The following is a 16567-nucleotide window of genomic DNA, read 5'->3' as shown; positions in this document are numbered from 1 at the left end:
CGCAGGATTTAATGAAAAGTAAACGGATTTTAACCTTTGGAAAGAAGAGGTTGATAGCTAATGGTTCATGGTTAATAGAAATGGCGCTTTACTGAACTAAATTTGCATTAAGGAGGAAGAAGCTGATGGTCGATAGTTAATAACTTGATAGCTTTACCTAAATAAATTATTCAATAGCTGGAAAACTTAATGTTATATACTCAGGCCATGGTCTATCAACCATTGACCATTAACCACCCCTTACCCAAAATTACTAAAATAATGCTCCAGATAAGCTTTCGGAGATTCCCCTTTTACTGCTTTAAAGACACGATTAAAGTTAGTAACACTATTAAATCCGCAAGTATAAGCAGCGGTCGCGATGTTTTCATATCGCCCACTTGTTAACTTTTTACAAGCTTCATTGATGCGCATTTCATTTAAAAAAGACACAAAAGTCTGTCGGGTATGTTTCTTAAAATACCTACAAAAAGCTTGTGGTGTCATGTGGGCCTGTTCTGCCACTTCTTCAAGGGTAATGAGCCTCTCATAATGTTGCATGATATAGTTAAATATATGTGCTATCCTTATTCCTTCATTCTCAGAAAACTGAGATGAACGAACAGCCGCTAATGGTTCTGCTTTATTAGACGTTAAATACAATGAATTTAACAATTGCAAAAAACTAATCATTAATTCTTGATTTTTTGCTTGTTGAACGGATAACATTTGTGAAATGACCAATTCATTATGTTTCGATGGCACCTTAAATCCAGCTTGATGCTGATGCAAAAACGATTTTAACAACTGCATTTCGGGTAAATCCAACAAGGGCGTTAACTTACCATTTGGGTCAAAAAATATCATTAAGGCTTGTATTTGCAAACCGCTATTTTCTACAAAATACTCTGGATTACTTTTAAATAAGTGAGGTTGATTAGCGCCTAACAGATACACATCATTTGCTTTGAAAGCGTATAAATGATTATCAACTACCAAAGTTCCCTCTCCCTCTTTTATCCAAATCAATTGCGCTTCGTTATGCCTGTGCAAATGTGTATAAAAATGAGGCATGATATCTTCCTGCACAATCACTGCACTATCATGGGCAACCGGAATGGTAAATTGCAAAACCTTCATAACGCATCAATATTACCTCTATTTTTTTAAATAACTACTATTAAGGTTAAAATTTGTTAATTACTAATCAATTTGAAGCTGTTATAAAAAAGGTTCACCACCCAAAAAGACACCTTAGAAAACCTAAGAAAAAATGAAAACCTATGTGCAAAAAGGTTAACCATCTAAGACAGCTAAGAAAATCTAAGGCATGCTTGGTTTCATAGGTGGATCAAAAACCCATCGACACTAAGATGCCTCAAGATTTCTTAGATGGTAGAAAACTTTGTGCTCTTAGCATCTTTTCGGTAAAAAAAACAGATGTTAAAATCCGTAAAGTTTAAGCCAAAAACCTTATTGCACATCCCTTCCAAATCCATTAGTTTTATTTAGTTAAATCTCCTCTTTTATGAAACGATTATTGCTTGTTTTCGGTTTACTATTTTCGGCCAATGCTTATTCACAAAATTACCTTACCGAATATAATGACACCAAGGCAATTATAAAACCTCAAGTACCCATCAAGGCTTATCCTTTTAACTTACAAGATGTAAAATTATTGGAAAGTCCCTTTTTAACCGCAATGAAAGCTGATGCAGCTTACCTCTTGAAAATTGATGCTGATAGGTTACTTTCTTCTTTCCGTCGACACGCTGGATTACAAGAAAAAGGAAAGATTTATGGGGGTTGGGAATCTGATGGTTTAGCCGGACATACTTTAGGTCATTACCTTTCTGCTCTTTCTATGCATTATGCCTCTACAAAAGATGAAGCATTTTTGAAAAAGATAAATTACATCGTTAACGAATTATACGAATGTCAAAAAGCTCGTAAAACTGGTTATGTTGGCGCTATCCCTAATGAAGACAAAGTTTGGGAAGAAGTAGCTAAAGGCAATATCAAAACAGGTGGTTTCGACCTCAATGGCGCTTGGGCTCCTTGGTACACCGTTCATAAGATCATGGCCGGATTGCAAGATGCATTTCTTTATGCCAACAATACCAAAGCATTGCAAATTAATCAAGGCATTGCCAATTGGGCAGAAAACACGATTAAAGGGTTAGATGACGCACAAATTCAGAAGATGTTAATTTGCGAGTATGGCGGAATGAGCGAAGTAATGGCCAATACTTACGCTTTTACAGGAGACAAAAAATACCTTGACCTTTCCTATAAATTCTACGACAAAAGAGTGTTAGATACATTGGCAAATGGCAAAGACCAATTAGCTGGCAAGCACTCAAACACACAAATCCCTAAAATCATTGCCAGCGCAAGGCGATATGAACTTACCAATAACCCTAAAGATTTAAAGATTGCCACTTTCTTTTATAACGCAATTACCAAAGACCACACTTATGCAAATGGAGGTAATAGCAATTACGAATATTTGAATGCACCAGGTAAACTTAACGACTACCTTACTGATAATACCACCGAGACTTGCAATACCTATAACATGTTGAAATTAACAAGGCATTTATTTGCTTTAAATCCAGAGGCGAGTTACATGGATTATTACGAGAAGGCTTTATACAACCACATTTTAGCTTCACAAAACCATAACAATGGGATGACTTGTTATTTCGTGCCTTTAAGAATGGGTGGCAAAAAAGAATTCAGCGACGAGTTTAACACCTTTACTTGTTGTGTTGGCTCGGGTATGGAAAACCATGTTAAATACAACGAAAGCATTTATTTTAGAGGTAGCAATGGCGATTTATTTGTCAACCTATATATCCCTTCAATTTTAAACTGGAAAGAAAAAGGCGTAACCATTAAACAAGAAACACAATTACCCGCCTCAGACTTGGTTACGTTTACGGTTAATACAGCCAAACCTACCAAATTCACCTTCCGTTTCAGATATCCGCATTGGAGCAAAAATTTCTTAGTTAAAATTAATGGCAAGGTCGAAAAAGACATCGTTAAAAGCGCAAATGGTTATGTAATTATTAGTGGCACTTGGAAAAAAAACGATAAAATTGAACTGATCATTCCTTCAAACCTATATACTGAGGCTATTCCAGACAATCCAAATCGCAGGGCAGTATTTTACGGACCAACGTTATTAGCTGGCGTTTTAGGAGAAAAAGAACCAGATCCTTTAAAAGGTGTTCCGGTTTTTGTAAGCAGCACAAATAATGCGAACGACTGGATTAAAACAACGGATAAAAGTAAACTTCACTTTGTGACCAACAATTTAGCTAAACCTAATGAAGTGCAACTAGTTCCTTTTAATCAGGTTGATAACAGTTACTATTCTGTTTATTGGGATGTTTTTACACCAGAAAGCTGGACTGTGCAGCAAAAGATTTACGAAGCCGCCAAACTTGCAGAGCAAAACCTACTAGCACAAACCATGGATATGTTTAGACCGGGTGAAATGCAACCTGAAAGAGACCATAAATTAATTGGAGAGAAAATGCAAACAGGTGAAGAACATTTGAAGAAATGGAGAATTGCAGGTGTAGATGGTCATTTAAGCTTCGAAATGAAAGTTGATGAAAACCTAACTAATTCATTAATGTTGATGTATTGGGGAATGGATAATAGAGATAGAAGATTTGATATCTTAGTAGATGGAACTCAAATCGCATCAGAAGATTTAAATAAATTTAAGGAGAGCAAGTTCTATAACATCAGCTATGCTATACCAGCAGAATTAACCAAAGGCAAAAAGATGGTTACCATTAAATTACAACCTAAACCAAGAAATAGTGCAGGGCCGTTTTACGAAGCTAGAACTATAAAAAACTAAACGCATGAAATCTAAAATATTATTATTATTCGCCTTTGGTTTAATCGCCATCTCTACAAACGCACAACAAAAGGATTATCCTATACAACCTGTTCCATTTACTCATGTTCATGTAAATGATGAGTTTTGGGCGCCCAAAATGGAAGTAAACGCCAAAGTAACCATTCCCTATATTTTGCAGAAATGTAAAGAGAATGGCAGGATTGATAATTTTTTAAGAGCGGCTAAACTATTGGCAGGCGATAAAATGACGGAATACACTTTTGACGATACTGATTTGTACAAAGTAATTGAAGGTGCATCTTATGCCATGCAAGTACAAAAAAACCCAGAGTTAGATTTATACTTAGATAGCTTGATTAAAATCATTGGCGCTGCCCAAGAAAAAGATGGCTACTTATATACTTTTAGAACTGTTGGCGCCAAAAAACCACACGAATGGATTGGCGATAAACGCTGGGTAAAAGACCAAGATTTGAGTCACGAGTTATACAATTCTGGCCATTTATTCGAAGCCGCTGTTGCCCACTTCCAATCGACTGGAAAAAAGAACTTCTTAAACATCGCCATTAAAAATGCAGATTTATTGGTGAACACTTTTGGCTGGGGTAAGCTAGAAATTTACCCAGGGCATCAGATTGTAGAAATCGGCCTTGCCAAATTATACCGCGTAACTGGCAACAAAAAATACCTAGACTTAGCGAAATTCTTTTTAGATGTTCGCGGACCAAAAGGCGATGCTTATAACCAAGCGAACGAGAAAGTTTTGAAACAAAAAACAGCTGTTGGTCACGCCGTACGAGCAACCTATATGTACACAGGAATGGCAGATATTGCCGCCTTAACTGGAGATCAAGCTTACCTCCACGCCATTGATGACATTTGGGATGATGTGAGTTTAAGGAAATTATATATCACTGGCGGTATTGGCGCTACTAATAATGGCGAAGCTTTTGGCGACGCCTATCAATTGCCAAACATGTCGGCCTATGCCGAAACTTGTGCTGCCATTGCCAATGTGTACTGGAACAACAGGATGTTTTTATTACACGGCGATTCGAAATACATAGATGTTTTAGAACGCACACTTTATAACGGTTTGCTATCTGGAGTTTCGCTAAGTGGCAATAAGTTCTTTTATCCAAATCCATTAGCCTCAATGGGGCAACACCAAAGAAGTGCTTGGTTTAGCTGTGCTTGTTGCATTACCAATATGACTAGGTTTTTGCCTTCTGTTCCGGGTTATGTGTATGCGCAAAACGGAAATAAGTTATATGTGAATTTGTTCATGAGCAACATCAGTACTTTAACCATTCCTGTAGCTGGCAAGGTAAAAATCACTCAACAGACGGAATATCCTTGGAAAGGGAAAATAGACATCGGCATAGATCCGGAAAAATCGAGCGACTTCTCTGTAGAAATCCGTATCCCAGGATGGGCAAAACAGCAACCCGTTCCTGGTGATTTATATCAGTTTGCAAGCCATACCCAAAGCGTAATCAACATTTTTGTTAATGGCAAAAAAGTAGCTTATACCATAGATAAAGGTTATGCTGTTTTAAAACGCAAATGGGCCAAAGGCGATAAAATCTCTTTCGAATTACCAATGGAAACGCAAAAAGTACTGGCCAATACAAATGTGAAAGACGATAGAGGCCGCTTAGCTTTACAACGAGGACCATTAGTTTACTGCCTAGAAGGCCCAGATAATGCAGAAGGTTCAGTACAAAACATCTCTATTAAAAAAGAAACGGCATCTACCACAACCTATCAGCCTGAATTGTTAAACGGAGTGTACACCATTAATTTAACAGGGTCGAGTTATAAAAAACAATTAAACACCGATGTACTTTTAGAAACTACACAGCCAGTAAAAGCAATTCCTTATTACGCCTGGGCAAATCGTGGTTCGACTGAAATGACCGTTTGGATTCCTTATGAAGCCAATGCCATCAGGGCTAAACCGGCACCGACAATTGCAGCATTAAGTACCGTAAGTTCTTCTCTAAATGTACCTAGAATGTACAAGGCTTTAAACGACCAATATGAACCAACAAACTCTATAGATGCCAATTTCCCGTATTTACATTGGTGGCCTAAAAAGAACAGCACCGAGTTTGTTGCCTATACTTTTGATAGCGAAAAAACAGTCTCTTCATCATCTGTTTACTGGTTTGATGATGCACCTTATGGCGGTTGCAGAATTCCAGCTGCATACAAAGTATATTACCAAAAAGATGGCGCCTGGGTAGAAGTTAAATCTATTAAAACAGACGCAATCGCCAAAGACAAATACAATACCATCACTTTCGAACCAGTTAAAACAACCGCTTTAAAACTAGAAGTGCAATTACCAGCAGATAACTCCGCAGGGATTCACGAATGGGTGGTTAAGTGAGTTGGGAAGCTTGGAGTTGGGAGTTAAAAGCCTAGAGCATAAAAGCGATTATCACCCTTATCATCGCGAAGGATCTATATTATTCTCCCTAGAGATTCACTTCTTATAAATCGAGGCAAGCTATTGTTAGAAGGACAACATCCTATGAATATATTAAATGCTTTTTCTGAAAAGCAAAAACACCAAATAAATTAACGTTAGTCCAGCTATTCGCTTCAATCTTTTTGTGCTTTCTAAATAATCATCCGATGAATATCTGCAGTATTCTAAATTCATCGGATGACTAAATCTATTCAAAAAGGATTTTCGCTACTATCTGGTTTATTTAAGTTAGGAAAGTGCTACTATTGAAAGTTGCATAGTTTGCTAAGAACCACCTCGCCTTTCAGGCACCCCTCCAAAGGAGGGGAATGTAGTTTGCAATTCCCCTCTTGTAGAGGGGTGGTCGAAGACTGGGGTGTTTACGCTATTTTTAACTCACTTAAGGTGTTATCTTCCCTGGATTTAAAATTCCATTCGGGTCGAAAACCTTTTTAATGTTTCGCATTAAGTTCAAATGGATTTCGCTGTATTTAATTGGCATGTAATCCTTTTGAACCAAACCAATTCCGTGTTCACCAGAAATTGTACCACCTAAAGCAGTTGTTAGCTCAAATACCTCTACAATTCCATCTTTTAATTTATGTTTCCAATCTTCATCGCTCATTCCGGCTTTAATGATGTTGATGTGCAAATTACCATCACCTGCGTGACCATAACAAACACTCTCGAAACCGTATTTAGCACCAATTTCTTTTATGCCATTCACTAATTTAGGCAAAGCAGCTCGTGGCACAACAGTGTCTTCTTCCTTATAAACAGAGTTAGATTTTACCGATTCAGCCATCGTTCTACGCATCCTCCACAATTCTTCCTTCTGCTGTGCAGTATCAGCGAAAAGTACTTCGGTACATCCAAATTCTTCGAGCACCATATTTACTTTTTCGCAATCCTTAAAAATAACATCTAAATCATCTCCATCAAATTCAATCATCAAAAAGGCATTTACATCATCCTTTAAATCGAATTTTATATCGTCAAATTTAATTACCCACTCTACTCCTTTTCGTTCCATAAACTCTAAAGCTGATGGCGTAACGCCAGCTCTAAAAATTGCAGAAACGGCGCCACAAGCTTGTTCGTTTGTAGAAAAGGAACCCAACATCAACACTGTTAAACTTGTTCTAGGAATAAGCTTAGTTACAATTTTTGTAACCACCGCCAAAGTTCCTTCAGAACCAATCATCAACTGTGTTAAATTATAGCCTGAGGCATATTTTAAGGTATTCGCACCTGTCCAAATCACATCGCCATTGGCTAAAACAACTTCTAGGTTAAGGATGTATTCACGAATAGTCCCATACTTCACCACTCTTGGTCCACCAGAACCATGAGCCACATTACCACCAATGAAACACGAACCTTTACTACTAGGGTCAACGGGATAAAGCAACCCTTTTTCTGCAACCGCATTCATGAATTCTTCGGTAATTACACCAGGCTCTACAGTTGCTTGCAGGTTTTCTGTATCAATGTCAATGATAGACTTGAACTTCTCCATCGACAACAAAACCCCACCAAAAATTGGCAATGCTGCACCACTTAAACCTGTACCGCCACCTCTTGGTGTTACCGGAATTTTGTAACCGTTACAAATTTTAAGTAAAGCAGAAACGCCATCCGTATCAGTTGGCTTAACTACAACTTCAGGATAGTATTTTAAATCTTCCGTTTCATCATGAGCATAATTTGCAAGGGATTCATCGTCTACAAAAACGTTTGACGCACCAATTGCATTTTCAATTTCTGCTAAAATAGCGCTGGTTATTTTAGTGTATTCCATTTTATTTCGAAGAAGTATAACTTAATTGTACAAATGAATGCCCAATTTCCCCAGGCATCATTGGATGTATTTTTCTAATTCCAACTACTATGGTTGACAAAAATGAGTAATTAGACAACAACTCATCTATAATATTTCTAACAACCGTTTCTAGTAGCTTTTGAGTTTCTTGCATTGCCTTGGTAATGATGCTATTTATCACCTCATAATTAACGGTATGTTGCAAATCTTCTGTATCCCCTGATGGCGTAAAAGTTACCTCAGCATCTACCAAAAAATGATTTCCGGTAAGCTGTTCTTCAGGATAAAACCCATGATAAGCATAAAATTTTACGTCTTTTAAAGCAATAGTCTGTACAAACATTAGGTTTAAATTATTTAAAGCAAGATTTAAGGGCAAAATTAAATTTTTATGTGGTTTTTACCAGTCATTACACTAAATTATTACCTTTGATTTTACCAGATTATCAATCCAAATATACTGTAAAAGATGAACAAATCAGCCAAGAAAGACCTTTACGAAGCACCAGATTATTATCAGTTAGATGAACTTTTATCCGAAGAGCACTTATTAATTCGCTCAACTGTAAGAGATTGGGTAAAAAAAGAAGTTAGCCCAATAATTGAAGATTATGCACAAAGAGCAGAGTTTCCAAAACATTTAATTAAAGGTTTAGGAGAAATTGGTGCATTTGGCCCAACTATACCTGTAGAATATGGTGGCGCTGGTTTAGATTATACGGCATACGGAATTATCATGCAAGAAATTGAACGTGGCGATTCTGGAATTCGTTCTACCGCCTCCGTTCAGGGATCGTTAGTAATGTACCCAATTTACGCTTATGGAACAGAAGAGCAACGCAAAAAATATCTACCAAAATTAGCCACAGGCGAATTAATGGGTTGTTTCGGCTTAACAGAACCAGACCATGGTTCTAACCCAGGCGGTATGGTTACCAATATTAAAGATAAAGGCGACCACTATCTATTAAATGGTGCTAAGATGTGGATTTCTAATGCTCCTTTTGCTGATATTGCTGTAGTTTGGGCAAAAGATGAAGAAGGAAAAATTAGAGGAATGGTAGTTGAACGTGGTATGGAAGGCTTTACAACTCCAGAAACACATGGCAAATGGAGTTTGAGAGCTTCAGCCACTGGCGAATTAGTTTTCGACAATGTAAAAGTTCCTAAAGAAAATATCTTCCCTGACATTAAAGGTTTAAAAGGACCATTAGGCTGTTTAAACCAAGCTCGTTATGGCATTGCTTGGGGAGCTTTAGGCGCTGCGATGGATTGTTATGATACCGCACTTCGATATTCAAAAGAACGTGTTCAATTTGGTAAACCAATAGGCGGATTTCAATTACAACAAAAGAAATTAGCCGAAATGATTACAGAGATTACTAAAGGTCAGTTATTGGTTTGGCGTTTAGGCACACTTAAAAGCGAGAACAGAGCAACAGCGGAACAAATATCTATGGCAAAACGTAACAGTGTAGAAATTGCTTTAGACATAGCCAGAAATGCTCGCCAAATGTTAGGTGGAATGGGAATTACTGGAGAATACTCTATCATGCGCCACATGATGAACTTAGAATCTGTTGTAACCTATGAAGGAACACATGATGTTCATTTATTAATTACAGGAATGGACGTAACAGGATTAAATGCGTTTAAGTAGTCTTGAGTAGGATTTTTAGGATTAATAGATTATAGGATTAGAAAATTTTAAAGCATTTGGTTTTAGCACAGATAACATATTAAGCTATTATCTTAGCATCTCTAAATCCTATTCATCCTAATAAAGAAAAAAGAAAATATATCAAAATGAAGAATTACAAAAAATATATACCTCTACCAGCACCACCAGAAGAAGTTTATTTAGCCTTAACTAAACCTCAAAGCATTCAATTATGGACAGGCGCTGAAGTAGAATTTACAGAAGAAGCTGGCACCGAATTCTCTTTTTGGGAAGGCGATATCGTAGGTAAAAACATCGAGTTTGAACCTAATAAGAAAATTGTACAACAATGGTATTTTGGTGACGAAGGTGAACCATCTATTGTAACTATTAAACTTCACGAAGATAAAAAAGGAACATCATTAGAATTTGTTCAAACTAACATTCCTGATGAAGATTATGATGATTTCACTGCTGGAATTGAAGAATATTTTTTAGGTGGATTAGCTGATTTCTTCGAAATAGAATATTAATGTTAAGCGATTTAGATAATTTCTACTTAAAACGAGAAGAGCCTACTAGAGGCTGTTTGTTGGCATTAAGAGATATTATTTTATCACACACTAATGAAATTACCCCTGAATGGAAGTATAAACTTCCATTTTTTTATTTTAAGGGTAAAATGCTTTGTTATTTATGGATACATAAAAAATTCAAAAAACCTTACATTGGATTTGTTGATGGAAATTTAATTGACCATCCAGATTTATTGGTAGAAAAACGTGCTAGAATGAAAATCCTTTTGATTGACATTGAAGAAGATTTACCAATTGAAAAGATTAATAGTATCTTAACACAAGCTATTTATATTTACGACAACAAAATTAACGCTAAATGAAAAATTTAACGCTGCCCTCTCTTCTTGTATTAACTGTTTTATTCATTAGTTCTTGCAGTACCCCCTCCTATTTTGTACCAGCTATTGCAGGTAACGATGTTTCCTATTTACCAAAACCAATGGGCTCTGATTCCATTAAAGTTAAAAACTATATAAGTGCAGGCCTTGCGGGATTAAGTTTACCTTATGGTACCGGCGATTTGACAATGGGAGTGTTAAATTATAGTAGAGCTCATACTACTAAAAACTTGAATATTGCTTATGGTGTTTTTGGCTTTGCTGGCGAAACAAATTATGACAGTGAGTACAATAAAGATAATAATATACCAGAATTTGATGGAAAGGGAATCTTTGGCGGTGGATTAAGAACTTCAATTGGCTATTATGACAATGCTGGTAACGCAGAATTTAGAATTATTAGCTGGGAAAACGCTTTGACATTCGAAAGTGGAGGTTATGCAGATTTTAGGAAACAAATGAAAAACCTAAATAATCCAAATATAATTAGTTCTACAAAAACAACACTATTTACCACGGGAATGGCAAGTGAAATTATTTGGCATCCTAAGAAGAATTTTAATCATCATTATGCTTTTAGACTATTTTATGGTGTAACTCCAGGTTTAAATAACAGTTTAAGAAATCAGTATAATGAAAGCTTAAAAGGTGGGGCATTTGACTTTGCCTTCTATTTCAAATTAAATAAATTATACGGTATCATAAATTCTGGTGTAAATAAAGGTGCTTCGAGCAAGCTAAGCCTTGGGTTTTCTTTTTAGCTAAAATCAAACATTTATTATTATTAAATGTTCTTATCCTAAAGCTAAAATCATGGGAAGAACATTAGGAATAATATTAATTGTGCTAGGAATTGTATTATTAGTATGGACAGGATTTACCTACACCAAAAAAGAAAAAGTAATTGATGCAGGCCCAATTCAAGTTTCTGCTGATAGAGAGAAATCGGTTAATTGGCCACCTTATGTTGGTGGAATTGTATTAATTGCTGGTGTGATTGTATTTGTTGGCTCGAGGAAGAAATAAATAGATGTTTGTCATCGAGCTCTTTTGTCATTCCGCGGAACGAGGAATCTAAAAGTAGAATTACCCTCTTAGATCCTTCGCTGCGCTCTGGATGACAAATATTATATTATTTCCTCACTAGAAACAATGTGAACATTTTCTCTCAAATTGTAATGAGAAGCCATTACCTCGCCATAAGCGCCCGTACTTCTAATGGCAATTAAATCGTTTCTAAAAGTTTCTGGCAATTCAACTTCCTTACCAAAACAATCTGTGCTTTCACAAATTGGTCCTACAACATCGTATTTAGTTGAGAGTTTGGAGTTTGGAGTTTGGAGTTGACTGATATTCTCTATTTTATGATAAGCTTGATATAACGCTGGACGCATCAATTCGGTCATTCCTGCATCTAAAATGATGAAGTTTTTCTTCTTGCCATTTTTCACGTACAGTACTTTACTGATTAAAGAAGAGCTTTGTCCAACCAAGGCCCTACCTAATTCAAAGTGAACTTCCTGATAAGGCTTTACTTCCAAGAAATCTGAGAATATTTTAAAATATGATTTAAAATCTGGTATTTGCTGCTCTGGATTGTGATAATCAATTCCTAATCCACCACCAACATTTAAAATGGTTACTTTAAATCCGTGGTCTTCAAACCAAGTAGCAAATTCGTTAACACGGATGCAAAGGTTTTTATAAACATCCATATTGGTAATTTGAGAACCGATATGAAAGTGAATGCCAACAAATTCTAGATTTGGAGAAATATTTAAAATAGCAGCACAAGCAGGCATATCCCATGAATTTACGCCGAATTTATTTTCATCTAAACCAGTGGTGATGTTCGCATGAGTATGTGCATCAACATTTGGGTTGATACGAATGGCTACTTTAGCAACTTTTTGTTTTGCTTCAGCAAGTTCATTAATTACCTGCAATTCTTGAACAGATTCTACATTGAAACAGAAAATATCATTATCCAAGGCATCATTAATCTCTTTGTCGGATTTTCCTACACCAGCAAAAACAATTTTATCTTTAGAAAAACCAACTTCAATAGCTTTTTTAACTTCACCTCCACTCACACAGTCCGCACCAAAACCAATCTTTTCAATTGCCTTTAAAACCAGCGGATTAAAGTTTGCCTTCATTGCATAGTGAACATGAAACTTGTAAACGCTTGAAGCTTCTTCACAAGCTTTTAACGTACGTTCAAGCAAATTTAAATCGTAATAGTAAAATGGAGTTTCTAAATTCGAGAAATGTGCTATATCTTTATCGGAAAACATAATCTTTGAAATTTCTATTAATATTATTCTTGGTCTTTTTGGCAATAATGTATGCCGGTAATTATTTCGATTATAGAAGAGGTAACATTACCAGAAAAGAATTTGAAAGAAGAATTCGACTTTCGTTTGTACTCCTACTGTTATTTATCCTAGCCTACGTATATCTTAGAAAGCGATTTTAATTATTCAAAAATCCTATCGTGTAAGCTTCTTAAAGCTTCAACCTTGTTTTCTGTTCCTACTAAAAGTGAAATGTTATAAGCACTACCTCCATAAGAAATCATCCTAACTGGAATATGTTTAATTGAATCTAAAACTTTAGCTGCATAACCATGTTTTTCTGCTCCAAAGTCACCTACAACACAAATAATTGATTGATCTTTATCAATTTCAACACTACCAAATGAATTTAATTCTTTTACAATTTCATCCAGGTTATCTGTAAAATCGATAGTTAAGGAAACGGCAACCTCAGATGTGGTAATCATATCGATTGGTGTTTTATATCGCTCAAAAATCTCGAAAATCCTTCTTAAGAAACCATAAGCCAAAAGCATTCTGCTCGATTGGATTTTAATAGCAGTAATGCCATCCTTAGCAGCAATAGATTTAATCTTACCTTTTTCACTCTCCGTACTAATTACAGTACCCAAAGCTTTTGGCTCCATGGTATTTAACAAACGAACTGGGATCTTATATTTCTGTGCTGGAAAAACAGATTGTGGATGCAAGATTTTTGCACCAAAATAAGCCAACTCAGCTGCTTCATCAAAAGATAAATGAGAAATTGGCTTAGTTCCTTTTACAATTCTAGGGTCGTTATTGTGCATCCCATCAATGTCAGTCCAGATTTGAACTTCTTCTGCTAAAATTGCAGCGCCTAATAACGATGCAGTATAGTCACTTCCGCCTCTGCGTAAATTATCTACCTCACCAAAGCTATTTCTACAAATAAATCCTTGTGTAATAAACAAGTTATTTCCTTTATATTTTTCCAACAATGGAGTTAAATGTTCTGTTGTAAAAGGAATATCTGGCTCATTATCTTCATCAATTTTCATAAAATCTAAAGCTGGTAAGAGCACAGACGGCACTCCTATCGACTTTAAATAAATATGATATAACGTAGTTGATAATAACTCACCCTGTGCTAAAACAACTTTATCTTCTATATTGGTAAATAAATCGTTAGCTAATGATGCTAGAAAATTAAAATGATAATCTACTATTTCCTGACCTTGTTCTCTAAAATCGCCTGCTGGCAAAAGCTCGATCACAAACTCATTATATTTTTGGTTTAACGCCTTTATTAATTTGATAGCCTCATCCTTTTCTTCCTTAATTAATTTAGAAGAAATTTCCACTAAACTGTTTGTTGTACCAGACACCGCTGATAATACAACTATTTGTTCTTCAGCTGGATTAATGATATCCAACAGTTTTGTCATTCGCTCAGGGCTACCTACAGACGTTCCACCAAATTTTAATATCTTCATTTTTAATTTTAGAATGCGTATTTTTCTTATTATTGTATCGGGGCGTGAAAATAAGGAAAAGAGGGCTAATTTTCGCCAAAATGACAAAATAAAATTCTGATAACGTTCTCGTAAATAGACCTGAACAATTTTAATTCTGTTTTGTATTATTAATTACAACATCAATCAATTTAAAAAATGCAATTAGAAGAAAGCACCCTAGCAACCATTAACGAATGGCTTAATGGCAATTATGACCAAGAAACAAAAAATTCAATTCAGGCCTTATTAGACAATAATTCGACCACAGAATTAACAGATTCATTTTATAGAAGTTTAGAGTTTGGAACTGGTGGTTTGCGTGGAATCATGGGGGCTGGCTCTAACCGCATTAACAAATATACCATTGGAACTGCTACACAAGGTTTGGCTAACTACTTGAACAAGAAATATCTAGGAGAGAAAATCAGTGTAGCCATTGCACACGACAGCAGAAACAATTCTGATTATTTTGCAAAGATAACTGCCGACGTTTTTTCGGCAAATGGCATTAAAGTTTACTTCTTCTCGGCTTTACGCCCAACTCCAGAACTTTCTTTTGCTATACGCGAATTAGGCTGCAAAAGTGGTGTGATGTTAACTGCTTCTCACAATCCTAAAGAATATAACGGTTACAAAGCTTACGGCAATGATGGTGGCCAGTTTACTTCTCCAGATGACAAAATGGTAATGGATGAAGTGGCTGCAATTAAAAGTATTGATGAGGTTAAATTTGACCGAGTTGAAAGTAACATTGAATTAATTGCAGAAGCAATCGACAAAAGTTATTTAGATAAGATTACAGCACTTTCGGTTTCGCCAGATGCTATTGCTCGTGAACACGATTTAAAAATTGTTTACTCTCCTATTCACGGAACTGGAATTACTTTGGTACCACAGGCTTTAGCTCAATTTGGTTTTACAAATGTTAACATAGTTGAAGAACAAAGCAAACCAGATGGGAATTTCCCAACCGTTGTTTATCCTAATCCTGAAGAAAAAGATGCTTTAAGTTTAGCCATTAAAAAAGCTGAAGAACTTGATGCTGATTTAGTTTTAGCTACAGACCCAGACGCCGACCGTGTTGGTATTGCCGTTAAGAATAATGACGGAGAATTCGTTTTATTAAATGGAAATCAGACTGGTAGTTTATTAATTAACTATCTACTAACCGCTTGGGAAGAAAAAGGAAAATTAACAGGCAATGAATATGTGGTTTCTACTATTGTAACAACCAGTTTAATTAAAGCTATCTGCGATGCTAAAGGCGTTGAGTATTTTAACACCTTAACAGGATTTAAGTGGATTGGTCAGGTAATGACCCAACAACAAGGCAAAAAGACTTTCATCGCAGGTGGTGAAGAAAGTTATGGCTATTTAATTGGCGATTTAGTAAGAGATAAAGATGCGGTAATTTCTTGTGCATTTATTGCCGAGATGACTGCATTTTATAAAGATAAAGGCAGTAGCTTATATCAAGCGATGATTGACATGTACGTGACTTATGGAATGTACAAGGAAGATTTAGTTTCGATTACCAAAAAAGGTAAAACTGGTGCTGAAGAAATCAAAGCGATGATGGAGACATTTAGGAATAATCCACCAGCAAAACTGGGTGGCTCTGAAGTGGTTACCTTAAAAGATTACGAATTAAATAAGGAAACTGATATTAAAGCAGGTTCTAGTAAAGAATTAGGTTTTCCAAAATCTGATGTATTGCAATTCATTACCGCTGATGGAAGCATCATTTCTGCTAGACCAAGTGGTACAGAACCTAAAATTAAGTTCTATTGTAGCGTAAATACACCGCTTGAAAGCGCTGAAGACTTTAAAGCTACAGAAGAGAAGTTAGCAGAAAAGATTAAAAAGATTATGGAGGATTTACAGGCTTAAACCTCACCCCAACCCTCTCCTGAAGGAGAGGGAGTGCATAGTTGGAAAGGCAAAGTCAGTCTGAGCGAACTTGTCCCGACTTCTTCGGGAGTCGCAGACTCCTTATTGAATTTAAAGGTTGGTGTTT

General features: G+C 36.0%; 13 protein-coding genes. 8 read left to right on the top strand and 5 right to left on the bottom strand.

The features are described 5' to 3' along the window. Positions 1-240 precede the first annotated feature (240 nt). A complete protein-coding gene (locus R2Q59_RS05480; RefSeq protein ID WP_316766642.1) occupies positions 241-1119 on the bottom strand; it encodes an AraC family transcriptional regulator in 879 nt (292 codons plus the stop codon). A 388-nt stretch (positions 1120-1507) separates the two neighbouring features. On the opposite strand from R2Q59_RS05480, the gene R2Q59_RS05475 reads away from it, so the two are divergent. Together R2Q59_RS05475 and R2Q59_RS05470 are read left to right on the top strand one after the other, a co-directional pair. Then, complete coding sequence (locus R2Q59_RS05475; protein ID WP_316784254.1) at positions 1508-3859, top strand: beta-L-arabinofuranosidase domain-containing protein; 2352 nt, start codon at positions 1508-1510, stop codon at positions 3857-3859. A gap of 4 nt (positions 3860-3863) precedes the next feature. Next, on the top strand, positions 3864-6257 hold the full coding sequence (locus R2Q59_RS05470; protein WP_316784253.1) for a glycoside hydrolase family 127 protein: 2394 nt from the start codon (positions 3864-3866) through the stop codon (positions 6255-6257). Between the two features lie 481 nt (positions 6258-6738). Here R2Q59_RS05470 and R2Q59_RS05465 read toward each other — a convergent pair whose 3' ends face one another. Both R2Q59_RS05465 and R2Q59_RS05460 read right to left on the bottom strand, forming a co-directional pair. Then, on the bottom strand, positions 6739-8139 hold the full coding sequence (locus R2Q59_RS05465) for an FAD-binding oxidoreductase (RefSeq protein WP_316766637.1): 1401 nt from the start codon (positions 8137-8139) through the stop codon (positions 6739-6741). 1 nt (position 8140) lies between these two features. Beyond that, entirely contained in the window at positions 8141-8503 is a 363-nt protein-coding gene (locus R2Q59_RS05460; protein WP_316784251.1) for a dihydroneopterin aldolase, read from the bottom strand. 126 nt (positions 8504-8629) lie between these two features. Between R2Q59_RS05460 and R2Q59_RS05455 the strand changes: the two genes are divergently transcribed. The 5 genes from R2Q59_RS05455 (at position 8630) to R2Q59_RS05435 (ending at position 11762) form a co-directional block, all read left to right on the top strand. Beyond that, positions 8630-9820, top strand: a complete 1191-nt coding sequence (locus tag R2Q59_RS05455; RefSeq protein ID WP_316784249.1) for an acyl-CoA dehydrogenase family protein — start codon at positions 8630-8632, stop codon at positions 9818-9820. A gap of 146 nt (positions 9821-9966) precedes the next feature. Beyond that, positions 9967-10353 carry an SRPBCC domain-containing protein gene (locus tag R2Q59_RS05450; RefSeq protein ID WP_316784246.1) on the top strand — a complete coding sequence of 129 codons (387 nt, stop codon included), beginning with the start codon at positions 9967-9969 and terminating at the stop codon, positions 10351-10353. Next, the gene (locus R2Q59_RS05445; RefSeq protein ID WP_316784244.1) at positions 10353-10718 is read left to right on the top strand and encodes a DUF1801 domain-containing protein; all 366 of its coding nucleotides are present in this window, start codon (positions 10353-10355) and stop codon (positions 10716-10718) included. Before R2Q59_RS05450 ends, R2Q59_RS05445 begins: the two co-directional genes overlap by 1 nt. After that, positions 10715-11497, top strand: coding sequence for a hypothetical protein (locus R2Q59_RS05440; RefSeq protein ID WP_316784242.1), 783 nt, complete (start codon positions 10715-10717; stop codon positions 11495-11497). The genes R2Q59_RS05445 and R2Q59_RS05440 overlap by 4 nt, the downstream gene beginning before the upstream one ends. Before the next feature lie 52 nt (positions 11498-11549). Then, positions 11550-11762: a DUF3185 family protein gene (locus tag R2Q59_RS05435; RefSeq protein ID WP_136840153.1), complete on the top strand. Its 213-nt coding sequence runs from the start codon at positions 11550-11552 to the stop codon at positions 11760-11762. Between the two features lie 101 nt (positions 11763-11863). Here R2Q59_RS05435 and lysA read toward each other — a convergent pair whose 3' ends face one another. Together lysA and R2Q59_RS05425 are read right to left on the bottom strand one after the other, a co-directional pair. Beyond that, positions 11864-13033, bottom strand: a complete 1170-nt coding sequence (gene lysA / locus R2Q59_RS05430) for a diaminopimelate decarboxylase (RefSeq protein ID WP_316784240.1) — start codon at positions 13031-13033, stop codon at positions 11864-11866. Between the two features lie 182 nt (positions 13034-13215). Next, complete coding sequence (locus R2Q59_RS05425; RefSeq protein ID WP_316784238.1) at positions 13216-14529, bottom strand: aspartate kinase; 1314 nt, start codon at positions 14527-14529, stop codon at positions 13216-13218. A gap of 177 nt (positions 14530-14706) precedes the next feature. Between R2Q59_RS05425 and R2Q59_RS05420 the strand changes: the two genes are divergently transcribed. Beyond that, positions 14707-16440 carry a phospho-sugar mutase gene (locus R2Q59_RS05420; protein WP_316784236.1) on the top strand — a complete coding sequence of 578 codons (1734 nt, stop codon included), beginning with the start codon at positions 14707-14709 and terminating at the stop codon, positions 16438-16440. Positions 16441-16567 lie beyond the last annotated feature (127 nt).

The sequence above is a fragment of the Pedobacter frigiditerrae genome (assembly GCF_032678705.1).
GTDB classification, from domain to species: domain Bacteria; phylum Bacteroidota; class Bacteroidia; order Sphingobacteriales; family Sphingobacteriaceae; genus Pedobacter; species Pedobacter frigiditerrae_A.
This window is presented reverse-complemented; position numbering and strand designations above follow the sequence as displayed.